At 60.2% G+C, this 22,754-nt stretch carries 24 protein-coding genes; 11 read left to right on the forward strand and 13 right to left on the reverse strand.

All coding sequences use genetic code 11. From position 1 onward, the window contains the following. Window positions 1-37: 37 nt before the first annotated feature. Both WA225_RS18700 and WA225_RS18705 read left to right on the forward strand, forming a co-directional pair. Window positions 38-334 (forward strand): DUF2782 domain-containing protein, encoded by a 297-nt coding sequence (locus WA225_RS18700; RefSeq protein ID WP_422609074.1) that lies wholly within the window; start codon window positions 38-40, stop codon window positions 332-334. A gap of 61 nt (window positions 335-395) precedes the next feature. Then, window positions 396-1,349: a homoserine kinase gene (locus tag WA225_RS18705; protein WP_422609075.1), complete on the forward strand. Its 954-nt coding sequence runs from the start codon at window positions 396-398 to the stop codon at window positions 1,347-1,349. 141 nt (window positions 1,350-1,490) lie between these two features. On the opposite strand, the gene WA225_RS18710 is transcribed toward WA225_RS18705, so the two are convergent. Then, complete coding sequence (locus tag WA225_RS18710) at window positions 1,491-2,420, reverse strand: zinc ABC transporter substrate-binding protein (RefSeq protein WP_422609076.1); 930 nt, start codon at window positions 2,418-2,420, stop codon at window positions 1,491-1,493. Window positions 2,421-2,477: 57 nt separating this feature from the next. On the opposite strand from WA225_RS18710, the gene WA225_RS18715 reads away from it, so the two are divergent. Genes WA225_RS18715 through WA225_RS18730 form a run of 4 tightly spaced genes read left to right on the forward strand, consistent with a single transcriptional unit; the run spans window position 2,478 to window position 5,277 of the window. Continuing rightward, window positions 2,478-2,960: a Fur family transcriptional regulator gene (locus WA225_RS18715; RefSeq protein ID WP_007911760.1), complete on the forward strand. Its 483-nt coding sequence runs from the start codon at window positions 2,478-2,480 to the stop codon at window positions 2,958-2,960. Next, window positions 2,960-3,745 (forward strand): zinc ABC transporter ATP-binding protein ZnuC, encoded by a 786-nt coding sequence (gene znuC / locus WA225_RS18720; RefSeq protein ID WP_422609077.1) that lies wholly within the window; start codon window positions 2,960-2,962, stop codon window positions 3,743-3,745. The genes WA225_RS18715 and znuC overlap by 1 nt, the downstream gene beginning before the upstream one ends. Next, window positions 3,738-4,526 carry a zinc ABC transporter permease subunit ZnuB gene (gene znuB / locus WA225_RS18725; RefSeq protein WP_008081222.1) on the forward strand — a complete coding sequence of 263 codons (789 nt, stop codon included), beginning with the start codon at window positions 3,738-3,740 and terminating at the stop codon, window positions 4,524-4,526. Before znuC ends, znuB begins: the two co-directional genes overlap by 8 nt. 37 nt (window positions 4,527-4,563) lie before the next feature. Beyond that, entirely contained in the window at window positions 4,564-5,277 is a 714-nt protein-coding gene (locus WA225_RS18730) for a PA5502 family lipoprotein (RefSeq protein WP_422609078.1), read from the forward strand. Between the two features lie 105 nt (window positions 5,278-5,382). Here WA225_RS18730 and katE read toward each other — a convergent pair whose 3' ends face one another. Further along, complete coding sequence (gene katE / locus WA225_RS18735; RefSeq protein WP_422609120.1) at window positions 5,383-7,524, reverse strand: catalase HPII; 2,142 nt, start codon at window positions 7,522-7,524, stop codon at window positions 5,383-5,385. 260 nt (window positions 7,525-7,784) lie between these two features. Here katE and WA225_RS18740 point away from each other — a divergent pair, with 260 nt between their 5' ends. The 3 genes from WA225_RS18740 to WA225_RS18750 all read left to right on the forward strand — a co-directional run bounded on the left by WA225_RS18740 (window position 7,785) and on the right by WA225_RS18750 (window position 10,357). After that, on the forward strand, window positions 7,785-8,792 hold the full coding sequence (locus WA225_RS18740; RefSeq protein WP_007911748.1) for a methionine ABC transporter ATP-binding protein: 1,008 nt from the start codon (window positions 7,785-7,787) through the stop codon (window positions 8,790-8,792). Window positions 8,793-8,797: 5 nt separating this feature from the next. Continuing rightward, complete coding sequence (locus tag WA225_RS18745; protein ID WP_172680176.1) at window positions 8,798-9,508, forward strand: methionine ABC transporter permease; 711 nt, start codon at window positions 8,798-8,800, stop codon at window positions 9,506-9,508. A 78-nt stretch (window positions 9,509-9,586) separates the two neighbouring features. Further along, complete coding sequence (locus tag WA225_RS18750; protein ID WP_064116606.1) at window positions 9,587-10,357, forward strand: MetQ/NlpA family ABC transporter substrate-binding protein; 771 nt, start codon at window positions 9,587-9,589, stop codon at window positions 10,355-10,357. Between the two features lie 251 nt (window positions 10,358-10,608). On the opposite strand, the gene WA225_RS18755 is transcribed toward WA225_RS18750, so the two are convergent. The 5 genes from WA225_RS18755 to WA225_RS18775 are packed head-to-tail and all read right to left on the reverse strand — an operon-like array spanning window position 10,609 to window position 14,517. Then, window positions 10,609-11,244, reverse strand: coding sequence for an SCO family protein (locus WA225_RS18755; protein WP_422609079.1), 636 nt, complete (start codon window positions 11,242-11,244; stop codon window positions 10,609-10,611). Beyond that, window positions 11,241-12,140, reverse strand: coding sequence for a heme o synthase (cyoE, locus tag WA225_RS18760; protein ID WP_422609080.1), 900 nt, complete (start codon window positions 12,138-12,140; stop codon window positions 11,241-11,243). Before cyoE ends, WA225_RS18755 begins: the two co-directional genes overlap by 4 nt. Further along, entirely contained in the window at window positions 12,128-13,207 is a 1,080-nt protein-coding gene (locus WA225_RS18765) for a COX15/CtaA family protein (protein ID WP_422609081.1), read from the reverse strand. Before WA225_RS18765 ends, cyoE begins: the two co-directional genes overlap by 13 nt. A 10-nt stretch (window positions 13,208-13,217) precedes the next feature. Then, window positions 13,218-13,811: a hypothetical protein gene (locus WA225_RS18770; protein WP_422609082.1), complete on the reverse strand. Its 594-nt coding sequence runs from the start codon at window positions 13,809-13,811 to the stop codon at window positions 13,218-13,220. Continuing rightward, a complete protein-coding gene (locus tag WA225_RS18775; protein ID WP_422609083.1) occupies window positions 13,777-14,517 on the reverse strand; it encodes an SURF1 family protein in 741 nt (246 codons plus the stop codon). The genes WA225_RS18770 and WA225_RS18775 overlap by 35 nt, the downstream gene beginning before the upstream one ends. A gap of 71 nt (window positions 14,518-14,588) precedes the next feature. Between WA225_RS18775 and WA225_RS18780 the strand changes: the two genes are divergently transcribed. Further along, complete coding sequence (locus WA225_RS18780) at window positions 14,589-14,792, forward strand: twin transmembrane helix small protein (RefSeq protein WP_007911731.1); 204 nt, start codon at window positions 14,589-14,591, stop codon at window positions 14,790-14,792. Between the two features lie 9 nt (window positions 14,793-14,801). Here WA225_RS18780 and WA225_RS18785 read toward each other — a convergent pair whose 3' ends face one another. From WA225_RS18785 to coxB, 4 genes are all read right to left on the reverse strand, one after another. Beyond that, window positions 14,802-15,689 carry a cytochrome c oxidase subunit 3 gene (locus WA225_RS18785; protein WP_422609084.1) on the reverse strand — a complete coding sequence of 296 codons (888 nt, stop codon included), beginning with the start codon at window positions 15,687-15,689 and terminating at the stop codon, window positions 14,802-14,804. Between the two features lie 25 nt (window positions 15,690-15,714). Next, window positions 15,715-16,266, reverse strand: coding sequence for a cytochrome c oxidase assembly protein (locus WA225_RS18790; RefSeq protein ID WP_422609085.1), 552 nt, complete (start codon window positions 16,264-16,266; stop codon window positions 15,715-15,717). A gap of 144 nt (window positions 16,267-16,410) precedes the next feature. After that, entirely contained in the window at window positions 16,411-17,997 is a 1,587-nt protein-coding gene (gene ctaD / locus WA225_RS18795; protein WP_422609086.1) for a cytochrome c oxidase subunit I, read from the reverse strand. Between the two features lie 82 nt (window positions 17,998-18,079). After that, a complete protein-coding gene (gene coxB / locus WA225_RS18800) occupies window positions 18,080-19,210 on the reverse strand; it encodes a cytochrome c oxidase subunit II (RefSeq protein WP_422609087.1) in 1,131 nt (376 codons plus the stop codon). Between the two features lie 369 nt (window positions 19,211-19,579). Between coxB and WA225_RS18805 the strand changes: the two genes are divergently transcribed. Then, entirely contained in the window at window positions 19,580-20,230 is a 651-nt protein-coding gene (locus tag WA225_RS18805; RefSeq protein WP_095119633.1) for a hypothetical protein, read from the forward strand. A 134-nt stretch (window positions 20,231-20,364) separates the two neighbouring features. Here WA225_RS18805 and WA225_RS18810 read toward each other — a convergent pair whose 3' ends face one another. Next, a complete protein-coding gene (locus WA225_RS18810) occupies window positions 20,365-21,891 on the reverse strand; it encodes a SulP family inorganic anion transporter (protein WP_422609088.1) in 1,527 nt (508 codons plus the stop codon). 90 nt (window positions 21,892-21,981) lie between these two features. Then, window positions 21,982-22,710 (reverse strand): carbonic anhydrase, encoded by a 729-nt coding sequence (locus WA225_RS18815; protein ID WP_007911720.1) that lies wholly within the window; start codon window positions 22,708-22,710, stop codon window positions 21,982-21,984. Between the last annotated feature and the right edge of the window lie 44 nt (window positions 22,711-22,754).

The following is a 22,754-nucleotide window of genomic DNA, read 5'->3' on the forward strand; positions in this document are numbered from 1 at the left end:
ATAGCGGGACCGTTGACGACAAAGGGACAAGGTTATCATGCGTACGTTAAATCGCTTGCTGCTGGTCGGTCTGTTTGCTGCCTCACCGTTGGCCGCGATGGCGGCGGATGATGCGCCCGCCTCGGAGCCGGAAGTTACCATCAACACGCACACGGAAGGCGACAAGGTCATCCAGGAATACAGTCGCAGTGGCTTCGTCTATGCGATCAAGGTCACGCCAAAGGGTGGCAAACCGTATTTCCTGGTGCGCGCCGATGGTACGGACGCGAACTACATTCGCTCCGACCAGCCGGATATGCTGATTCCGTCGTGGGAAATCTTTACCTGGAAGTAAGATTCCCGACTTTTAATCGGCGTCGCCTGAGCGCGACGCCTGAACTGAGCAGTTTTTAACCATGTCTGTGTTCACTCCCCTGGCTCGGCCCGAGCTGGAAACTTTTCTCGCCCCTTACGGGCTTGGCCGTCTGCTTGATTTCCAGGGGATCGCCGCCGGCAGCGAAAACACCAACTTCTTTATCAGTCTGGAGCAGGGCGAGTTCGTCCTGACTCTGGTCGAGCGCGGCCCGGTGCAGGAGATGCCGTTTTTCATCGACCTGCTCGACGTGCTGCACGAAGCCGATCTGCCGGTGCCGTACGCACTGCGCACCACTGACGGCGTGGCATTGCGTGAGCTGAAAGGCAAGCCGGCGCTACTGCAACCGCGCTTGTCCGGCAAGCACATCAAGGTCGCCAACGCGCAGCATTGCGCGCAGGTCGGCGAGTTGCAGGCGCATCTGCATCTGGCGACCCAGGGCGAGCGCATGATCAAGCGCAAGACCGATCGTGGTCTGGACTGGATGCTGGAGGAGGGCAACGAGTTGCTCTCGCACCTGAGCGATGAGCCGCGCGCGTTGCTGCAAAAGGCCCTGGATGAAATCAACGAGCGCAAAGAGAAGATCCTCGCGCTGCCTCGAGCGAACATTCATGCCGATCTGTTCCGCGACAACGCGATGTTCGAAGGCACGCACCTGACCGGGCTGATCGACTTCTACAACGCCTGTTCGGGGCCGATGCTGTATGACGTGGCGATTGCCTTGAACGACTGGTGTTCGGACGAGGACGGTTTGATCGATGGCCCGCGTGCCCGCGCATTCCTTGGCGCTTATGCGGCGCTGCGCCCGTTCACGGCGGCGGAGGCCGAGTTGTGGCCGACCATGCTGCGCGTGGCCTGTGTGCGGTTCTGGCTGTCGCGGTTGATCGCGGCGGAGCAGTTTGCCGGGCAGGACGTGTTGATTCACGATCCGCAGGAGTTCGAGCAGCGCTTGGCGCAGCGGCAGCAGGTGCACACACCGTTACCTTTCGCCCTCTGAGTTAATTCTGGAAGCCAACACGAACCTGTGGGAGCGAGCTTGCTCCGGGCGGCGTTCCGACGAAGGTGGCGGTACATTCAGCATTTGTTTAGCTGACCCACCGCTTTCGCGAGCAAGCTCGCTCCCACAGGGTTTGAGTTGTTACAACGATTCCAGGCACCCGGCCAGATCGTTACCCAACTTCTCCAACACCTGCTCATAGCCCTGAGCCGTCGCCGGGGTGTACCCGCCCAACGCATCCAGTTCAGCCAGTTTCACCGGCAGGCCAGCGACCAAGGTTTCGGCCAAGCGCGGACGCAATGGCGGCTCGCTGAACACACAAGTCTTGCCCACTTCCTGCAAGCGCTTGCGCATCGCCGCCACATGCTGAGCACCCGGCTGCACTTCGGCGGCCACGCTGAACACCCCGGCATGCTTCAGGCCGTAAGCCTCTTCAAAGTAATCAAACGCCTCGTGAAAGACGAAGTACGGCTTGCCTTCAACGCTGGCCAGGCGCTTCTTCAATCGCTGATCCAGTGCATCCAGACGCTCATCAAACGCCTTGGCATTGCTCTGATAACGCTCGGCGTTGGCCGGATCTGCGGCGCTGAGGTCAGCGGCCATCCTGTCGGCAATCACCCGCGCATTGACCGGCGACAACCACAAATGCGCATCCAGCGTGCCCGGGCGGTGATCGTGATCATGCTCGTCGGCGTCTTCGGCATGGGAGTGGCTGTCTTCAGCGAAACGCCGCAGTTTCATCCCCGGCAGATCCTGCACGGCGACGCTCGGCAGCGTACGACCGTTCAGCACACGCGGCAGGAAACCTTCCATGTCCGGACCGATCCAGTAGAGCAGATCCACTGACTGCACCTTCCGTACGTCGGATGGTCGCAGGGCGTAATTGTGCGGCGAGGCACCCGGCGGCAGTAGCACTTCCGGAATTGCCACGCCGTCCTGCACGGCTGCTGCAATCAGCTGCAACGGCTTAATGCTGGTGAGGACTTTGACCTCGGCCTGAGCCGAACCGATCAGCAGGAAACTGGCGACAAAAGCCACAAAAACAGAAAAAAGTCGGGACACGATGACCACTCAAGGAGGCGAGAACGGGTAACATAATAACGTCTCTATCAAAACTCGTCGCCGCCCATGCCTATTACACCGATTGCCAGCCGTCCCCACGACCACTCTCATTGCGTGCACAGCGCTTTGTCCGAGGCCGATACCTTGTGCGCGCAGAAAGGCTTGCGCCTGACCGCGTTGCGCCGCCGGGTGCTGGAATTGGTATGGCAGAGCCACAAACCGCTGGGCGCCTACGACATTCTCGCCGTGCTGAGCGAGCAGGACGGCCGCCGCGCAGCGCCGCCGACCGTGTACCGCGCGCTGGATTTCCTGCTGGAAAACGGCCTGGTGCACCGCATCTCCTCGCTCAACGCCTTCGTTGGCTGCGTCCACCCGGAACACGCGCACCAGGGCCAGTTCCTGATCTGCCGCGATTGCCACGCCGCCATCGAACTTGAGCAAAAAGTGATCAGCGACGCGATCATCAACAGCGCCAAGGACGTTGGCTTCATCGTCGAGGCGCAGACCGTCGAAGTCGTCGGCCTGTGCTCCGGTTGCCAGGGGGCTTGATGAGCAATGCGCTGATCCGTCTGGACCAGGTCGCCGTCACGTTTGCCGGGCAGACCGTGCTGGACAACATCGAGCTGAGCGTCGAGCCGGGGCAGATTGTTACCCTGATCGGCCCTAACGGCGCCGGCAAGACCACGCTGGTGCGCGCCGTGCTCGGGCTGTTGAAACCGAACAGCGGCAGCGTCTGGCGCAAGCCGAAGCTGCGCGTTGGCTACATGCCGCAAAAACTTCACGTCGATCCGACCTTGCCGCTGTCGGTGCTGCGCTTTCTGCGCCTGGTGCCGGGCGTCGATCGTCCGCGTGCCTTGGCCGCATTGAAAGAAGTTGGTGCCGAACACGTCATCGACAGCCCGGTGCAAAGCGTTTCCGGCGGTGAAATGCAGCGTGTGCTGCTGGCGCGGGCGTTGCTGCGCGAACCGGAGTTGCTGGTGCTCGACGAGCCCGTGCAGGGCGTTGATGTTGCCGGCCAGGCCGAGCTGTACAGCCTGATCACCCGTCTGCGCGACCGCCATGGCTGCGGCGTGTTGATGGTGTCCCACGATTTGCATCTGGTGATGAGCACCACCGACCAGGTGGTCTGCCTCAACCGTCACGTCTGCTGCTCCGGGCATCCCGAGCAGGTCAGCGGCGATCCGGCGTTCGTCGAGCTGTTCGGCAAGAACGCGCAGAGCCTGGCGGTCTATCACCACCATCACGACCACGCTCACGACCTGCACGGTTCGGTGGTCAAAGGGCCGGTCATTGGCCAACCTCACGTTCACGGAGACAACTGCAAGCATGGCTGATTTTCTGTTGTATGCCCTGCTTGCAGGTCTGGCGCTGGCCTTGGTGGCCGGGCCGCTCGGTTCGTTTGTGGTCTGGCGGCGCATGGCCTATTTCGGCGACACCCTGTCCCACGCCGCGCTGCTCGGTGTGGCGCTGGGCTTCCTGCTGGATGTCAGCCCGACCGTTGCGGTGACTGTTGGCTGCCTGCTGCTGGCGGTGCTGCTGGTAACCCTGCAACAGCGCCAACCGCTGGCGTCTGACACGCTTTTGGGAATTCTCGCGCCGAGCACGCTCTCTCTCGGCCTGGTGGTACTAAGCTTCATGCATGAAGTGCGGATCGACCTGATGGCCTATCTGTTCGGCGACCTGCTGGCGATCAGCCCGACCGATCTGGCGTGGATTCTCGGCGGCAGCGCGGCGGTGCTGGTGTTGCTGGTGACGTTGTGGCGGCCATTGCTGGCGATCACCGTGCACGAAGAGCTGGCCAAAGTTGAAGGCCTGCCGGTCGCCGGCTTGCGCATGGCGCTGATGTTGTTGATTGCGGTGGTGATTGCCGTGGCGATGAAAATCGTCGGTGTATTGCTGATTACGTCGCTGTTGATCATCCCGGCCGCTGCGGCACAACGTCACGCCCGCTCGCCGGAGCAGATGGCCGTGGGCGCGAGCCTGCTGGGCATGCTCGCCGTATGTGGCGGGCTGGCGTTGTCGTGGTTCAAGGACACCCCGGCGGGGCCGTCAATCGTTGTGACGGCGGCCGCACTGTTTCTGTTGAGTTTTGTTCTGCCCCGTCGTGGGGTGTAGACTTGGCCGCTTTTTGCGCAAATAGAGAGTCGCAGGAATGAAGCCGTTCGCCTCCCGTTATCTGCTCCTTGTCGCATTTTCAGTGCTGCTGGGCGCCTGCCAAAGCACGCCGCCGGTGGCTCAAGCCCCCGATGCGCGGGCTACGGCCATCGCACAGCTGGAGCAAAGCCTGGCCAGCAGCGAACTGGCCACTGCCGAAGACCAGTTGGCTGCTTTGCAGAAAGACACCCCCAACGATCAGTCCCTTGAGCAATACCAGCGGCAGCTTGCCGAAGCGTATCTGCGTCGCAGCCAGATCGTGCTGCAGAAAGGTGATGTGAATGCCGCCGCCACAGCGTTGAGCCGAGCGCGCGCGCTGATGCCGAAAGCGCCGGCACTGACCGGTGGCGTCAATGGCGCCATCACTGAAGCGCGCAAGGCGGAGCTGGAAAAGGCTGAAGCCGCATTGCTGGCCGCCGAAGCCAAGCCGAAAGCCAAGGTGATCGATCCGACTGCCGAGAGCACCACGGTCGCGTTGAACATCACCGATAGCCGCAAACTTCGTCGTCAACTGGACGCGATCGCCGCCGATGTGGTGAATTACGAGTGTGGGGTGACGATTCAGGCGCCGCGGACCAATGACTATCCATGGTTGGCGACATTGCTGACCAAGCGGGTGAAGAAACTCAACCCGGATTTTGATCTGAAGATTGAAAAGCAGATCGTGCGTACCGTGCCGGCGCAGATGGTTTTGAGCCCGCGTAAACCGTAAAAAGCTTCGCGAGCAAGCTCGCTCCCACACTGGATTTGTGAACTACACAGAGCCAATGTGGGAGCGAGCCTGCTCGCGAAAGCGGTCTTTCTATTTCCGAAGCTTTTAAGCCGGAATGGCTTTCGCCCTAGGCTCCCGCTCCCAAACCCGATGCTGCCCGATCGCCGCAAAGAACGGTTTGGTCAACGCCGGCACATCCTTGCCCTGCAGCAATCCAGCATCCGCCTCCAGCTTCAGCAAATCCTGCAACTGCTTGGCATCGCCGTGCAGCGCAATCGCCTTCAAATGCTTGTACGCCTCCAGCAGGTAATGCAACGCCACGCCGTCACCGCTCAACGCCTTCACTGACGCCGCGCCACCCGGCACAAACACCGCATCGAAAATCACCGACGGCATGCCTTCCATCGAAGCATCCACAGGCAACATTTTGCCGTCCGCGGTCTTCACCGGCGCTGAAGTCGGGCCGAGCAACTTCGCATGCGCACCTTCTGCCGCCAAAGCCTTTTTCATTGCATCAATCGCCGCACCATCGACGCCGTTGGCGGCAAGGATCGCCACTTTTCGCGTCTTGATGTTTTCGGGCAACAGATTCGCCTGACTCAGCGCTGGCGAATGATCGAACGACACCTTGCGCGCATCCACCGTGCCTTTGGTAGGCGCAGGCAGACCCAGGTTGGCCGCGACACGTTTGGCCAGTTCCAGATCAATGTTGGCCAGAATCTCGTTCACCTCCCGAGCGCGGATGAACTCACGCTCAACCTTGCCCAACTCGAAGCTGTAAGCGGCAATGATGTGCTCCTTCTCGTGATCGCTCATGCTGTTGAAGAACAACGTCGCCTGAGAGAAGTGATCGCTGAACGACTCGCTGCGCTGACGGATCTTGTTGGCATCGATGCGCTCTGGATAGCTCTCGAAACCACCGTCCTGCGCGGCCGGCGGCGTTTCTTTCGGCCAGCCGCCATCAATCGAGTTCGGTTCGTAGGAGGCACGACCCTTGTCGATCACCGTGCGATGTTGCGCATCGCGCTGGCCGTTGTGGAACGGCGCCACCGGGCGGTTGATTGGCAGCTCATGAAAGTTCGGCCCGCCGAGTCGGCTGATTTGCGTGTCAGTGTAGGAAAACAGCCGGCCTTGCAGCAGCGGGTCATTGGAGAAGTCGATGCCCGGCACAATGTGGCCGGGGCAGAACGCGACCTGCTCGGTCTCGGCAAAGAAATTGTCCGGATTACGGTTCAGGGTCATTTTGCCCAGCGGCGTGATCGGCACGATTTCTTCGGGGATCAGCTTGGTCGGGTCGAGGATGTCGAAATCGAAGTCGTGCTCGTTTTCCTCCTCGATGATCTGTACGCCGAGTTCCCATTCCGGGTAGTCGCCCATCTCGATCGCTTCCCAGAGGTCGCGACGGTGGTAGTCAGTGTCTTTACCGGCGAGCTTCTGCGCCTCGTCCCACACCAGCGAGCAAGTACCGGCAGTAGGGCGCCAGTGGAATTTGACGAAGCGCGATTTGCCCTCGGCGTTGATCAGCCGGAAAGTGTGCACGCCGAAGCCCTGCATGCTGCGCAGGCTTTTCGGGATCGCCCGGTCGGACATCGCCCAGATGACCATGTGCGCCGACTCCGGCACCAGCGAAACAAAGTCCCAGAAGGTATCGTGCGCCGAGCCACCGGTAGGGATTTCATTGTGCGGCTCGGGTTTCACTGCGTGGACGAAGTCGGGAAACTTGATCGCGTCCTGAATGAAGAAGACCGGCATGTTATTGCCGACCAGGTCGAAGTTGCCTTCCTCGGTAAAGAACTTCACCGCGAAGCCGCGTACGTCACGCACGGTATCACCGGAACCTCGCGGTCCCTGAACCGTGGAAAAGCGCACGAACACCGGTGTCTTTTTCCCCGGATCCTGCAGGAAACCCGCTTTGGTCAGCGTCGAATGGTTCTCGTAGGCCTGAAAGAAACCATGCGCGCCGGTGCCGCGCGCGTGAACGATGCGTTCCGGGATTCGCTCATGGTCAAAATGCGTGATCTTTTCCCGCATGATGAAATCTTCAAGCAGCGACGGCCCACGGGGGCCGGCCTTGAGGGTGTTCTGGTTGTCGGCAACCTTGACCCCCTGATTGGTACGCAGGGCCTGGCCAGTGGCGTCGGAGCGGAATTTTTCGAGGCTATCGAGTTTGGCGTTGGTGTTGGCGCGATCCGGCGTGTCGGTTCCGGCCATCTGGCTTTTGTCGGACGTAGGCTTCTTGCTCATCAGTCGTAAACTCCTCGGTTGACCCCGATGCTTGCCGGGGACTCTTGAGTGGTTCCCGGGCACGGCACCCAGGGTTTTCAAGTCGCTTACTTAGTGACTGATGGGCTGCTTTGGACGTTCCTTTTTTATGACCTTTGATCTTGTTATTGCCAAATCGAAGGTTAATTAAGAAATAAATGCTAAGAACCTCTATACGGACAGGCTAAAATGCGCGCCCGGCTAACCGCTGATCCTTTTCTAACGCGCCCCACAAGGTTCGCTACGTGATCGAGTTTCAAAACGTCCACAAGACTTACCGCGTCGCCGGTAAGGACATTCCCGCGCTGCACCCGACCAGTCTCTCGATTGAGAACGGTCAGGTCTACGGCCTGATCGGCCATTCCGGTGCGGGAAAAAGTACCCTGCTGCGTCTGATCAATCGCCTGGAAGATTCCAGTGGCGGCAAGATCTTCGTCGACGGTGAAGAAGTCACCGCGCTCGACGCCAAAGGCCTGCGCCGATTCCGCCAGCAAGTCGGGATGATCTTCCAGCACTTCAACTTGTTGGCCTCCAAGACTGTCGCCGACAACGTTGCGTTGCCGCTGACCCTGGCCGGTGAGTTGTCGACCAGCGAGATCAATCAGCGTGTGGCTGAACTGCTGGCGCGCGTCGGTTTGTCCGACCACGCCAAGAAGTACCCGGCGCAATTGTCTGGCGGCCAAAAGCAGCGCGTCGGCATCGCCCGTGCCCTGGCGACCAAGCCAAAGATTCTGCTGTGCGACGAGGCCACCAGTGCCCTCGACCCGCAGACCACCGCCTCGGTGCTGCAACTGCTGGCCGAGATCAACCGTGAACTGAAACTGACCATCGTCCTGATCACCCACGAGATGGACGTGATACGTCGCGTCTGCGATCAAGTGGCGGTGATGGACGCTGGCGTGATCGTCGAGCAAGGTTCGGTGGCCGATGTGTTCCTGCATCCGCAGCACCCGACCACCAAGCGTTTTGTCCAGGAAGACGAGCAGGTCGATGAAGGCGAGCAGCGTGATGATTTCGCTCACGTGCCGGGCCGTATCGTCCGTCTGACGTTCCAGGGCGAAGCGACCTACGCGCCGTTGCTCGGTACTGTCGCCCGGGAAACCGGGGTCGACTACAGCATCCTCGCCGGTCGCATCGACCGCATCAAAGACATCCCCTACGGGCAATTGACCCTGGCCGTCACCGGTGGCGACATGGAAGCGGCATTTGCCCGCTTCACTGCCGCTGATGTCCACATGGAGGTGCTGCGTTAATGGAAATGTTCGACGCTGCAATCAAGAATTACGACGCCGCGATAGAAGCCATAAAGCTGTTCTTCCAGAACATCGACTGGCTGGAAATCGGTCTGGCCACCAACGACACCATGATGATGCTCGGCGGCTCGCTGCTGTTCACCGTGTTGCTTGGCCTGCCGCTGGGCGTGCTGCTGTTTCTCTGCAGCCCGCGCCAGTTGCTGGAAAACCGCGTTCTCTACGCGATCATGTCGTTGGCGGTGAACATCCTGCGTTCGCTGCCGTTCATTATTTTGTTGATCGTGATGATCCCGCTCACCGTGCTGATCACGGGCACGTCGCTGGGCGTGGCCGGTGCGATTCCGCCGTTGGTCGTCGGTGCCACGCCGTTCTTCGCGCGTCTGGTGGAAACCGCGCTGCGTGAAGTCGATCGCGGCATCATCGAAGCGACCCAAGCCATGGGCGCGACCACGCGGCAGATCATTCTCAACGCATTGCTGCCAGAAGCCCGTCCGGGCATCTATGCAGCGATTACGGTGACGGCGATTACACTGGTTTCCTACACGGCAATGGCCGGTGTGGTCGGCGCCGGTGGTCTGGGTGACCTGGCGATCCGTTTCGGCTACCAGCGTTTCCAGACTGACGTGATGATCGTCACCGTGGTGTTGCTGCTGATTCTGGTGCAAGTGCTGCAGATGGTCGGTGATCGACTGGTCGTGCATTTCTCGCGCAAATAACCGGTTTTTGTAATCAAGAGATGAGCCGGCCATTCGCTGGCAGGCGCCAGACGGGCGCTTTGAAAAGGAGTTAGCTGAATGAAAAAACTGATCGCTGCTTTCGCTGCCGTTGCGGCATTCTCGGCCCACGCCGAAACCCTGACCGTTGCTGCCACCCCGGTGCCGCACGCAGAAATCCTCGAGTTCGTGAAGCCGGCGCTGGCCAAAGAAGGCGTGGAGCTGAAGGTCAAGGTGTTCACCGACTACATTCAGCCGAACGTACAGGTCGCGGAAAAACGCCTGGACGCCAACTTCTTCCAGCACCAGCCGTATCTGGATGAGTTCAACAAGGCCAAGGGTACTAATCTGGTCGCTGTGACCGGTGTACACCTGGAGCCGCTGGGCGCTTATTCGAGCAAGCTCAAGGATCTGAAGGATCTGCCAAGCGGCGCCAACGTGGTGATCCCGAACGACGCCACCAACGGCGGCCGTGCGCTGTTGCTGCTGGCCAAGGCGGGCGTGATCACGCTGAAGGATCCGACCAATATCCTGTCGACCGTCAAAGACATCGCGACCAACCCGAAAGACCTGAAGATCCGTGAACTGGAAGCCGCGACCATCCCGCGCGTGCTGACCCAGGTCGATCTGGCGCTGATCAACACCAACTACGCGCTGGAAGCCAAGCTCGATCCGTCCAAGGATGCGCTGGTGATCGAAGGCAACGATTCGCCTTACGTGAACATCCTCGTGTCCCGCCCGGACAACAAGGACAGCGACGCGATGCAGAAACTCGCTGCAGCCCTGCACAGCCCGGAAGTGAAGCAATTCATTACCGAGAAGTACAAAGGCGCGGTGTTGCCGGCGTTCTGATTTGAGTTGCTGCAATGAAAAGGGGACGCCATGAGCGTCCCCTTTTTTGTGTCTGGTGTTTGGCTTTAAACCTGCTGTGAAGCGGCCCCTCACCCCAGCCCTCTCCCGAGGGAGAGGGGGCCGATCTTCAAGCTTTTCGAGCCTGAGTTCGACTCACAATTGCAGGTCGGCGCAACTCGAACAAACACCTCGGTCAGTCCCCTCTCCCTCCGGGAGAGGGTTAGGGTGAGGGGCTTTTCGCTCTTCAGCTTTTATTTGCGGTTAAGCATCACCGGCAACTGCGCAATCAGTTTGGCATTGTTCAACGGCGCCCGAATAAACCCACGCTGCGTGCCATCCGGCCCGATCACCGCAAGGTTACCGCTGTGATCCACCGTGTAATTCGGCTTGCTCGTATCCGCCGGAATAAACGGAATACTCACCGCATTCGCGACCTTCTGCAGCTCTTCAATCGAAGTCGGTGTCAGGCCGACAAACTGCGGATCAAAGTAGCCCAGATACTGCTTCAACTGCTTCGGGTTATCGCGGTTAGGGTCAACGCTGACCAGCACGATCTGCAATTTATCCACAGCGTCTTTCGGCAGTTCACTCTTGATCTGCCGCAGTTGCGCCAACGTGGTCGGGCAGATATCAGGGCAGAAGGTGTAGCCGAAGAACAACAAGCTCCACTTACCTTTGAGCTCATTGATCGCCACCGGTTTGCCGTCCTGATCAGTCATCGTCACGTCCGGCAGATTGCGGCTCTGCGGCAGCAGGATAATGCCAGCGTCGATCAGCGCGGTCGGGTCGCCCTGGCCCTTGCCGCTCAGCACTTTGTTGACGGTAAGTCCCAGGATCAGCGCGATCACGGCGACGAGGATGAAGACGGTTTTCTGGGTTCGAGTCATAGGTTCAACAGTAAGTAGTGGTCTACGAGCAGGGCGATGAACAGCAGAAACAAGTACCAGATAGAGTACTTGAAGGTGTTGATCGCCGCGTGCGGCCGAGTGCCACGGTACAGCACCACGGCCCATTGCAGAAACCTTGCGCCGAGGCCGAGCGCGCAAATCAGGTAGAGCACACCGCTCATGTGGATCACGTACGGCAACAGACTCACCGCCAGCAGCGCGAAGGTGTACAGCAGAATATGCACTTTGGTGTAGTGCTCGCCGTGGGTGACCGGCAGCATCGGGATGTCGGCCTTGGCGTATTCCTCCTTGCGATGAATCGCCAGCGCCCAGAAGTGCGGCGGCGTCCAGGCGAAGATGATCAGCACCAGCAACAACGGTTCGGCGCTGACGTGGCCGGTTGCAGCCGTCCAGCCCAGCAGCGGTGGGGCGGCGCCGGCGAGGCCACCGATGACGATGTTCTGCGGCGTCGCGCGTTTGAGGAAACCGGTGTAGATCACCGCATAACCGAGCAGCGAGGCCAAGGTCAGCCAAGCGGTCAGCGCATTGGTGAAAGTCAGCAACAAGGCCTGACCGAGCAGCGCCAGTACCAATGCAAAAGTCAGTGCCGCCGCCGGTGAAACCCGGCCCTCGGCCAACGGCCGTTTATGCGTGCGCGCCATCACCGCATCGATGCGTCGATCGACCACATGATTGACCGCCGCCGCGCCACCGGCACACAACACGATACCCAGATTGCCGAACACCAGCACCGTCCACGGCACCCCGGCGCGAGTCGCGAGGAACATGCCGACCAGCGAGGTGATCAGCATCAGCACCACGACTTTCGGCTTGGTCAGTTCCAGATAGTCACGCCAGATCGCCTGATGCGGGCGTTCGCCAATCAGAATCGCCACGGCGTTTCTCCTTTTATTGTGATGGGCGCGGCAGAGTGTTTGCGAGGACTCAGGCGCCAGCGCGCGAGCACCGGTTGTTTGACCCGAACCAGACTGGTGCGCACGTGATAGTTGACCAGCACCATCGTCAGCAACAGCGCCGCACCGCCGGCGTTATGCGCGACCGCTACCGGCAGCGGCAAATGGAACAGCACATTGCTGATGCCAAGGGTGATCTGTGCCGCGAGGGCGACTAGCACCAGACCGGCCAGCCGCGTCATGCCGACCACTTTCAGTTGCCACGCCAGACCGAGCAACACCAGGGTCACCAACAGCGCGCCGATACGGTGAGTCAGGTGAATCGCCGTGCGTGCATCACTGTCGAGTTGCCCGCCCAGGTAATTCGGGCCGATGTGTTGCGTCAGGTGAAAGCCGTTGGCGAAATCCGCCGGCGGCAGCCATTGCCCATGGCAGGTCGGGAAGTCGATGCACGCCACCGCTGCGTAATTGGAACTAACCCAGCCACCCAATGCAATCTGGCCAATCACCAACAACAGTCCCGCCGTCGCCCAATACTGCAACCGCTTGGGCACGGTCAGCGCCGGCAACACCCCGGACAGTCGCAAGGTCAGTAAAAACAACAGACTCAGCGTCGCGAAACCGCCGAGCAAATGCCCGGTGACCACTTGCGGCCAGAGCTTGAGCGTCACCGTCCACATGCCGAATGCCGCTTGCGCAAACACCACCGCCAGCAGAAACAGTGGCAGCTTCAACGGCTGCCCCGGATGACGCCGGTTAACCCACGCCCGCCCGGCGAGAATCGAAATCAGCATACCGAGGGTGCCGGCAAAGTAGCGGTGGATCATCTCGTTCCAGCCCTTGTGCGCCACCACTGGCGAGTCGGGGTAATGCAGTTCGGCATGGGCCAGTTGCGCTTCGCTTTTCGGCACGCTGATAAAGCCGTAGCAGCCCGGCCAGTCCGGGCAGCCGAGACCTGCGTGGGTCAGGCGGGTGTAGGCGCCGAGCAGCACCACAATCAGTGCCAGCAGGGTGGCAAACAGCGCGAGGCGAAATCCAGGTTTGGCCATGACGATGCCCTTATCCGATGTTCGACAGTTTCAGCAGGTGACGCAGGTCGTTGAGCAGATCCTTGCCTTTCACATTCGGCTCGTAACGCAGCACGAGGTTGCCGTGCGGGTCGATGATCCACAGCTGCGGCGTGGCCTTGTCGCCCGTGGTTTTGCTGAACACGCCAGCGTCCAGCGGATAGCGGTGCAGCTGTGGATATTCGCGGGTCAGCTTGGCCTGGTAATCGGCGCTTATCGGTTGCGCCACGGCGAGGGCATGGCTGGCGCGGCCGGCATCGCGACCCAGGCCGATCTGAATCTGCCGCGCCAGATACACCAGTTGCTGGCAATCCACAGCGCAATCTTTCGGCGCGGTGACCAGCATCTGCCAGCGATCCTCGTCGGCCTGCACGCCGAGGTCGGCGCGGGTCTGGCCGTTGCCGATCAGTTCGCCGTGATAGCTGCGACCTTCCGGGACCCAGAACTGCAATTTGTACATGCCGGTGGCGAGCACCATCGGCCCGATCACGCCGAGCAAGATCAGCAGCAATTGAATGCGCCCGCGACGACGGGTAGCGGCAGGTTTCGCCTCAGACATGCTGGGTGGATTCATGGCCGTTCCCATGGTGTTTCTCCTTTGCGTTGTGCAAGCCCAAATAGACGTAGAGGCCGAGCAGGGCGATGGCCATGGCGAACCACTGCACGGCGTAACCGAGGTGTTTTTCCGGGCCCATGGCGACCACCGGCCAATCGGCCTCGTAGCTGGCCGGGCCGGGTTCGGCGCGTAATTCATAGGCGAAGCCGTCGCGGTCGAGGGTTTTCCACAGCTTGGCCGGCTCGACGGCGGTGATGGTTTGCGGCCAAGTGCTGCTGACCGGATCGGCGTGCAACTGGAAAGTCGCGCCGGGGGCGACGTAGACCCAGGCATCGACATTCAATGCATCAGTGGGCGTAGTGAATTGCGGCGGCACACGGCGATCCGGCCACGGCAGCCAGCCGCGATTGACCAGCAGCCACAGGCCGGTGCGCTGATCCTGAAACGGTTGCAGTAGCTCGACGCCGACCTTGCCGTTACGTTGGCGGTTATCCAGCAGCAGACTGTGCGCGGCATCGAATTGGCCGTGCAGGTGCACACGGCGGTAAGCCGGATCGGCGCTATTAAGGAGTTCGGTGCTGGCCATCGGTTCGGCCGCACGGCGTTCGGCGTAACTGGCGAGCAGGGCAGTTTTCTCGGCGCCCCGGCTCAGTTGCCAGAAGCCCAGCGACACCAGCAGCGGCAGCAACAACGCCACCACCACGGTCGGAATCACGCCCGGACGAAAACGCTTCATGGCTGTGCCACAAAGTCAGTCGTTGCGATCGCTATACTCAATTGCATCGCCTGTCCCCCGGAGTTCTTCCCATGCTCAAAACAGCGATCGTCCTGATGCTGATTGCCACGGTGATCAGCCTGTTCAGCGGCCTGTTTTTCCTGGTCAAGGACGACAGCAGTTCCAATCGCCTGGTCATCGCCTTGAGTGTTCGGGTGGCATTGGCCGCTGCCACCGTCGGCTTGATCGCCTGGGGCTTTTACAGCGGCCAATTGGTCTCGCATGCGCCTTGGTAGCGTTGATCCTCAGAGTACGTAAACGAAGATAAACAGGCCGATCCACACCACGTCGACGAAGTGCCAATACCAGCTCGCCGCTTCGAAACCGAACTGGTGCTCGTTGTCGAAGTGGCCCTTCATGATGCGCATCAGCATCACGAACAGAATGATCGTGCCGATGGTCACGTGGGCGCCGTGGAAGCCGGTGAGCATGAAGAACGTCGCGCCATAAATACCCGAACCGAGGGTCAGGCCCAGTTCGTGATAGGCGTGCATGTACTCTTCAGCCTGCAAGGCAAGGAAGCCGCAGCCGAGCAGCACGGTGATCGCCAGCCAGATTTTCAGCGCGCCGCGATGGCCCTTTTTCAAGGCATGGTGGGCGATGGTGATGGTCACGCTGGAGCTGACCAGCAGGATCGTGTTGATCAGCGGCAGGCCCCATGGGCTGATGACTTCCTTCGGTGGCGGGAACAGTTTCGGGTCCGGTGTGTGCAGCAGCGGCCAGGTGAACTGGAAGTTCGGCCAGAGCATGTGCGCGATGCCTTTCGGCCCTTCGCCGCCGAGCGCCGGCCCGGAGACATGGCGCACGTAGAACAGCGCACCGAAGAAGGCGACGAAGAACATCACCTCGGAGAAAATGAACCAACTCATGCCCCAGCGGAACGAGCGATCCAGCTGCGGGCTGTAAAGTCCCGCGCGGCTTTCCTTGATCACAGCCCCGAACCAGCCGAACAGCATGTACGCCAGCAACAGGCCACCGACGAAAAAGATGTACGGGCCGTGGGATTCCGGGCGCGCCGCCTTCAGATCGTTGAACCAGGTGGCGAGGCCGTACACGGTGATGGCCATGCCGAAGGTCGCAATGATCGGCCATTTGCTTTGCGGCGGAACGTAATAATGCTCATGAGTTGCCATTTATTGTTCTCCTTATCGGGCACGCTCAACCGCCAGTGTTTACAGCCACTGGCGGATGTCGGGCGGTGATATCGAACAGCGTGTAGGACAGCGTCAGGTGCTTCACATCCTTGGGCATGTCGCGGTCAACAATGAAGCGCACCGGCATCTCGATCTGCTGACCGGGCTGCAGCACCTGCTGGGTAAAGCAAAAGCATTCGGTCTTGTGGAAATACGCCGCTGCGCTGCTCGGCGCGATACTCGGCACGGCCTGCGCGCTCATGGGTTTGTCGGTGGGATTGCGCGCGATGAAGATCATCTCGTTGACCGCGCCGGGGTTGGCAGTGAGTTCGTCATGCTTGGGGTAGAAATCCCACGGCATGTCGACGTTGTTGGTCGACAAAAACTGCACACGCACCTGGCGCGAAGTGTCGACCACTTGCTCACCCTCGTATTGCCCGGCGGTCTTGCCGTTGATGCCGAAGGCTTTGCACATCACGTCGTAAATCGGCACCAAGGCAAAACCGAAAACGAACATCGCCAGCACGACACCGAGGAGGCGGGTGACGAGTTTTTTCATCGAGATCGAGTCAGCCATGATTTTTGCCCTTTGCCGAGAACCCTGTGGGAGCTGGCTTGCCAGCGATGGCTGCCTGCCTGACACACTGCGCTGGCCCCATCGCTGGCAAGTCGAATCGTCGCACCGCAGCTCCCACAGGGTTTGTTATAGGGCTGAGGGTGTTCATTTCACTTCCGGCGGTGTGGTGAAGGTGTGATACGGCGCCGGTGACGGCACGCTCCACTCCAGACCTTCCGCACCGTCCCAAGGTTTGGCCGGTGCTGGCGGGCCGCCGCGAATGGTCTTGATCACAATGAACAGGAAGAAGATCTGCGTAGTGCCGAACATGAACGCGCCGATGGAGGAGACCATGTTGAAATCGGCGAACTGCAGGTTGTAGTCCGGAATCCGCCGCGGCATTCCCGCAAGACCGACGAAGTGCATCGGGAAGAAGGTCAGGTTCATGCCGACGAACGACAGCCAGAAATGCAGCTTGCCGAGGGTTTCGTCGTACATGTGGCCGGTCCATTTCGGCAGCCAGTAGTAGGTCGAGGCGAAGATCCCGAAGATCGCCCCCGGCACCAGCACGTAGTGGAAGTGCGCGACCACAAAGTAGGTGTCCTGATACTGGAAGTCCGCCGGGGCGATGGCCAGCATCAATCCGGAGAAACCGCCGATGGAAAACAGGATCACGAACGCCACGGCAAACAGCATCGGCGTCTCGAAGGTCAGCGAGCCTTGCCACATGGTGCTGGCCCAGTTGAACACCTTCACCCCGGTCGGCACCGCGATCAGCAGCGTGGCGTACATGAAGAACAGTTCGCCCACCAACGGGATGCCGACCACGAACATGTGGTGCGCCCAGACAATGAACGACAGGAACGCGATGCTCGCCGTCGCATAGACCATAGAGGTGTAGCCGAACAGCGGCTTGCGCGAGAACGTCGGGATGATCGAGCTGACGGCGCCGAAGGCCGGCAGGATCATGATGTACACCTCCGGGTGCCCGAAGAACCAGAACACATGCTGGAACAACACCGGGTCACCGCCGCCAGCAGCACTGAAGAAACTGGTGCCGAAGTGAATGTCCATCAGCATCATCGTCACGCACCCGGCCAGCACCGGCATCACCGCGATCAGCAGGAACGCGGTGATCAGCCAGGTCCAGACGAACAGCGGCATTTTCATCAGCGTCATGCCGGGGGCGCGCAGATTGAGGATGGTCGCGATAACGTTGATCGCGCCCATGATCGAACTGATCCCCATCAAGTGGATGGCGAAAATGAAGTAGGTGACGCTTTCCGGCGCATACGTCGTCGACAGCGGCGCATAGAACGTCCAGCCGAAGTTCGGCCCGCCACCGGGGGTGAACAGGGTCGAGACGAGGATCAGGAACGCCGCCGGCAACAGCCAGAAACTGAAGTTGTTCATCCGCGGCAGGGCCATGTCCGGCGCGCCGATCATCAACGGGATCATCCAGTTGGCGAGGCCGACGAAGGCCGGCATCACCGCCCCGAAGACCATCACCAGACCGTGCATGGTGGTCATCTGGTTGAAGAACGCCGGCTCGACGATTTGCAGCCCTGGCTGGAACAGTTCGGCGCGAATCACCATCGCGAACGTACCGCCGAGCAGGAACATGGAAAACGCAAACCACAGGTACAGCGTGCCGATGTCCTTGTGGTTGGTGGTCAGCACCCAGCGCATCAGGCCTTTGGCGGGGCCGTGGGCGTGGTCGGCATGACCATGGTCATCGATTACAGCGCTCATGGCCGGTCTCCTTTACGTGAACAGGCAAGGTGGTTCGCGGCACTGAGCCGCGAACCGTGGCGGGCAGATGCGATAGGCCGGCTCATTTGTCCCCCGCCTGTTTCATCTCCAGCACTTCTTTTGGCGTGACCATGTCGCCCTTGTTGTTGCCCCAGGCGTTACGTTCGTAGGTCACGACCGCTGCGATATCGACTTCCGACAGCTGCTTGCCGAACGCCGCCATGGCCGTGCCCGGTTTGCCGTAGACCACGCGGTGCAGGTGATCGGCCTTGCTGCCTTTCATGATCAGTTCCGAGCCCTTGAGCGCCGGGAACATCGGCGGCAGGCCCTGACCTTCGGCCTGGTGACAGGACACGCAGGTGGTGTGATAGATCTTGTCGCCGCGTTCTTTCAGCTCGTCGAGGGTCCAGTCCTTGCTGGTCAGCTCCTTGAGCTGCGCGGCTTCGGCTTTACGCTCGGCGAGCCACTTGTCGTAGTCGGCCTTGTCCTTGACCTCGACCACGATCGGCATGAAGCCGTGATCCTTGCCGCACAGTTCGGCGCATTGGCCACGGTAAATGCCGGGCTTGTCGATGCGCGTCCAGGCTTCGTTGACGAATCCCGGGATCGCATCGCGTTTCACCGCGAAGGCCGGCACCCACCAGGAGTGAATAACGTCGGCGGACGTGACGAGGAAGCGCACCTTGGCTCCGGTCGGCAGCACCAACGGCTTGTCGACCTCGAGCAAGTAATGCTCGCCCTTGGTTTCCTTGTTGTGGATCTGCTCGGCGGGGGTGGCCAGGTTGCTGAAGAACTCGACGTCCTGGCCCAGGTATTTGTAGTGCCACTTCCACTGATAACCGGTGATCTGGATATCGATATCCGGCTCACTGGTGTCGTACATCTTGATCAGGGTGGCTGTCGCCGGCACGGCCATCGCCACCAGAATCAGGAACGGTACGACGGTCCAGAGAATTTCGACGGTGGTGCTTTCGTGGAATTTTGCGGCGACCTGTCCGGTAGAACGGCGGTGCACCATCATCGACCAGAACATGGCGCCGAAGACGATGATCCCGATCACCACACAGATCCAGAAAATGGTCATGTGCAGGTCGAATACTGCGTGACTGATTTCAGTCGCTCCAGGCGCCATATTCACAGTCCAGGCGGCGTGCGCCGGACTGAAAATCGACCACAACAGGAGGCCCATCCAGACGTGTGGATGTCGCATCATTGCGGGTTCCCCTTATCGTTCTTGTTATCCCGCCGGCTTTCGCCTGCGGCAAGGGAGCGGCTGCATCAGACTACGAACTTGAATCGCCGGGCCTTGCTGCGGGTGCAGTCGGGCGTCATCAGCTAACTCCATTCAATGGCGAGTATAGACAGCGACGGGAAATTGCAATGTGCGCACGTAAATGATCTGAAACAGCGGGTACTTGCATTCAAGGGCAGGAATGGAGAAGGATGCAGACGAGTGGTGGCAAATCGATATAACGCAGGTGCATCAAGGATGAAATAATTATGACAAATGCGTCTTAGCATTTTTCGTAAGCCAGCTAAGTTATGTCTTCCCTATTTCATTGCCTTGTTTCCTGGAGTTTTCATGAACACCGCCGCATTGCGCGAGCAGATCCAAAAAGCCCAACAACACGAGAAAGAAACCGGCCTGCTGACCCGTCAGCTGGAAAGCAAGCTGCCTCATTTACACCCGGCGATCCAATTGCCGGAAGCCGACGCCAATGGTGTGCTGACGCGTTTTGTCGCCGCCTATATCGATGAAGTGCCAGACCTGCTGGATGCAGCCAATGAAGTTGCCAGGGAAGCGGGAATCGAATCGCAGATCAAACCGGTGCTGAAAATCGCCGAGCAGTATTTCCTCCAGCCGCCGGCGATCATGGCCGGGCACGTTGGCCTGGACAGCCTGCTCGACGAAGCCTATCTGGCGCACCGTTTTGTCGAAGAGGTCAACGACCTGTACATCAAGCATTTCGGCCAGCCACTGATCCCCCTGGACATGACGGTCGCCAACTTGATTGCTCACCAATTGATCGGTGAGGAATTTGCCAACCAACTGGACGAAGCGGTGCATCACGCGATCGACGAGATGCTCAACGACGAGAGTTTTGCACTGGAATCGGTAGAGGTTTATCGGGAAAAACTCAGCAGCCCGGATACCGGCGCCGCGTGGAAACGCTGGCCGTGCATGGGCCGTCGATTGGGTGTGGGCCTGGAGCTCGACCAGCCCGCTGCGTAACCCGGAAACACTTCAACACCTGTGGGAGCTGGCTTGCCAGCGATAGCGGTGGATCAGTCAGCATGGTCAGTGACTGATACTCCGTCATCGCTGGCAAGCCAGCTCCCACAGGGTTTGTGTCCAGGCGGGGAGATTTAGCCGGCCGCGCCGATTCCGGTATTGGTCCGCACCCTGCCTTCAAGCCTGCGCTTCAACCCGCGCGACTCGATCAACAGTTTCGAGCCCTTGGCCGCATTCGCCCGGCCCCATTCCTCCAGCAACTCCAGACACGAATGGTCGATGTAGCTCAGATTGTTCAGCGGCACATGCACCGTCGTCCCTTGCGGAATACTGCCCAGCACTTGCGTCAGCGCCGGCACCTTGAGGAATGTCGCCGCACCGACCAGCCGCAACTCCATCTCGCCGTCCTGCGGCAAATCGATCAGGCTGATCTTCAAACGCGAAGCCTTGAACGCCAGTTTCAACATCGTCAGACCGAAGCCGATCAGCACGCCAGTCAGCAGGTCAGTGAAGATGATCGCCAGCGCCGTCGCCGCGTAGGTGAACATCGGCATCCGCCCATAACGACTCAAGCCGCGAAAGGCTTTCAGGTCGACCAGTTTGAAACCCGTATAAACCAACACGCCGGCCAGACTCGCCACCGGAATGCTTTGCAGCACACTCGACAGCAACAGCACGAACGCCAGCAGCCACAGGCCATGGAAGATCGTCGAGTAACGCGTGGTCGCGCCGGCCTGGACATTGGCCGAACTGCGCACGATCACCCCGGTCATCGGCAGCGCGCCGAGCAGACCGCAGAGCATGTTGCCGACCCCTTGCGCCGACAGTTCACGGTCGAAGTCCGAACGCACGCCACTGTGCATGCGATCCACCGCTGCGGCGGACAGCAGGGTTTCCGCGCTGGCGATAAACGCCACGGCGAAGGCGGCGATCAGCAGCGTCGGGTCGGCCAGACTGAGCAGGTCTGCAGGCTTCAGCCAATCGATGGCTTCCGCCAGATTCGCCGGCACTTCAACGCGCTTCACCTGCAAAGCGAGCAACAGACTTGCTCCGGTCGCCAGACCCACACCGAGCAACGCACCCGGAACGAAGCGCAACGAATGTGGGCGAAATTTTTCCCACAACCACATCACCGCAATCGTCGACAGCCCCAACAGCCCGGCCTGCCAGCCGAACGACGGCAAGGCCTGCGCCACTGCTGCCGGGAACGCCGTGAGGTTATCCAGGCCAGAGGGCTTCGGTGACGCATCGAGCATCACATGCACCTGCGACAGCACGATCAATACGCCAATCCCCGCCAGCATTCCGTACACCACCGCTGGCGCCGTGACCCGAAACCAGCAACCAAGCTTCAAGCGCCCGGCCACCAGTTGCAGAAACCCGGCAAGCAGCAGAATCGGCCCGAGCATCTCGATGCCGTGCTGGCGCACCAGTTCGAACACCAACACCGCCAGACCCGCCGCCGGCCCGCTGACCTGCAACGGCGACCCCGCCAGCCAGCCGACCACCAGACCACCGATGATCCCGGTGATCAGCCCTTTGGCCGGCGGCAACCCTGAGGCGATCGCAATACCCATGCACAGCGGCAGGGCGACCAGAAACACAACCACTGAAGCGAGCAGCTCCCGTGGCAACACCGCTTTCAATTGAGCCGCACGCATGGCGATTCTCCCGAAGTTTTCTTCAGGCATGGCGAGGCCGGGTCGCTGAATCAGCGACCGGCGTCAAACCACACAGATGTTTAGGAGGATTTAGAAGCGCGCTTTAGGCGTCGCCACCGGAATCGGATGGCTGCCGTCGAGCGGCAGGAAACGTCCCTGATCCGCGTCGTAAGCTTTGATTTCGCTGGTTTCGATGTCGTAGACCCAGCCATGGATGAACAGATGACCGTTCGCCATGCGCGAGGCTACCGAAGGATGGGTACGCAAGTGCTGCAGTTGGGCGATGACGTTTTCCTCGGTGAGGATCGGCATGCTTTCTTTTTCGTCGGCGCAGTTACAGTTTTCATGCACCATGGTTTTCGCGACTTCAGCGTGGCGCAGCCAGGCTTTGACGGTCGGCATTTTTTCCAGGCTGTCGGGATTGAGCACCGCACGCATGGCGCCGCAATCGGAGTGGCCGCAGATGATGATGTGCTGCACGCCGAGCGCCAGTACCGCGTATTCGATCGCGGTGGAAACGCCGCCGTTCATCTGCCCGTAAGGCGGCACGACGTTGCCGACGTTACGGGTCACGAACAGATCGCCGGGCGAGCTGTGAGTAATCAGCTCGGGGACGATGCGCGAGTCGGCGCAGGTGATGAACATCGCCTTGGGCGCCTGGGCCGTGGCAAGTTTCTTGAAGAGCTCTTCCTGCTGTGGGAAGACCTCATGATGAAAATGCAAAAAGCCGTCTACGATCTGTCGCAGCGCTGCATCGGCGGATTCCGCTTCAGGGGTTTGCGCCGACGCAGCCAACGGCTGTTTATCCTTGTCACTCATGATTCATCCTCTTTGGCGGATTAGGGGAGTCGTTCCCATGTATT

Source organism: Pseudomonas sp. (assembly GCF_049300855.1).
Taxonomy (GTDB): Bacteria; Pseudomonadota; Gammaproteobacteria; order Pseudomonadales; family Pseudomonadaceae; genus Aquipseudomonas.

What these genes read in the sequence shown, in the direction of transcription:
- WA225_RS18700 (WP_422609074.1), top strand. Translation starts at nt 38, where the DNA reads ATGCGTACGTTAAATCGCTTGCTGCTGGTCGGTCTGTTTGCTGCCTCA.
- WA225_RS18705 (WP_422609075.1), top strand. Translation starts at nt 396, where the DNA reads ATGTCTGTGTTCACTCCCCTGGCTCGGCCCGAGCTGGAAACTTTTCTC.
- WA225_RS18715 (WP_007911760.1), top strand. Translation starts at nt 2,478, where the DNA reads ATGCCTATTACACCGATTGCCAGCCGTCCCCACGACCACTCTCATTGC.
- znuC (WP_422609077.1), top strand. Translation starts at nt 2,960, where the DNA reads ATGAGCAATGCGCTGATCCGTCTGGACCAGGTCGCCGTCACGTTTGCC.
- znuB (WP_008081222.1), top strand. Translation starts at nt 3,738, where the DNA reads ATGGCTGATTTTCTGTTGTATGCCCTGCTTGCAGGTCTGGCGCTGGCC.
- WA225_RS18730 (WP_422609078.1), top strand. Translation starts at nt 4,564, where the DNA reads ATGAAGCCGTTCGCCTCCCGTTATCTGCTCCTTGTCGCATTTTCAGTG.
- WA225_RS18745 (WP_172680176.1), top strand. Translation starts at nt 8,798, where the DNA reads ATGTTCGACGCTGCAATCAAGAATTACGACGCCGCGATAGAAGCCATA.
- WA225_RS18750 (WP_064116606.1), top strand. Translation starts at nt 9,587, where the DNA reads ATGAAAAAACTGATCGCTGCTTTCGCTGCCGTTGCGGCATTCTCGGCC.
- WA225_RS18755 (WP_422609079.1), bottom strand. Translation starts at nt 11,244, where the DNA reads ATGACTCGAACCCAGAAAACCGTCTTCATCCTCGTCGCCGTGATCGCG.
- WA225_RS18765 (WP_422609081.1), bottom strand. Translation starts at nt 13,207, where the DNA reads ATGGCCAAACCTGGATTTCGCCTCGCGCTGTTTGCCACCCTGCTGGCA.
- WA225_RS18770 (WP_422609082.1), bottom strand. Translation starts at nt 13,811, where the DNA reads ATGGGAACGGCCATGAATCCACCCAGCATGTCTGAGGCGAAACCTGCC.
- WA225_RS18775 (WP_422609083.1), bottom strand. Translation starts at nt 14,517, where the DNA reads ATGAAGCGTTTTCGTCCGGGCGTGATTCCGACCGTGGTGGTGGCGTTG.
- WA225_RS18780 (WP_007911731.1), top strand. Translation starts at nt 14,589, where the DNA reads ATGCTCAAAACAGCGATCGTCCTGATGCTGATTGCCACGGTGATCAGC.
- WA225_RS18785 (WP_422609084.1), bottom strand. Translation starts at nt 15,689, where the DNA reads ATGGCAACTCATGAGCATTATTACGTTCCGCCGCAAAGCAAATGGCCG.
- WA225_RS18790 (WP_422609085.1), bottom strand. Translation starts at nt 16,266, where the DNA reads ATGGCTGACTCGATCTCGATGAAAAAACTCGTCACCCGCCTCCTCGGT.
- ctaD (WP_422609086.1), bottom strand. Translation starts at nt 17,997, where the DNA reads ATGAGCGCTGTAATCGATGACCATGGTCATGCCGACCACGCCCACGGC.
- coxB (WP_422609087.1), bottom strand. Translation starts at nt 19,210, where the DNA reads ATGATGCGACATCCACACGTCTGGATGGGCCTCCTGTTGTGGTCGATT.
- WA225_RS18805 (WP_095119633.1), top strand. Translation starts at nt 19,580, where the DNA reads ATGAACACCGCCGCATTGCGCGAGCAGATCCAAAAAGCCCAACAACAC.
- WA225_RS18810 (WP_422609088.1), bottom strand. Translation starts at nt 21,891, where the DNA reads ATGCGTGCGGCTCAATTGAAAGCGGTGTTGCCACGGGAGCTGCTCGCT.
- WA225_RS18815 (WP_007911720.1), bottom strand. Translation starts at nt 22,710, where the DNA reads ATGAGTGACAAGGATAAACAGCCGTTGGCTGCGTCGGCGCAAACCCCT.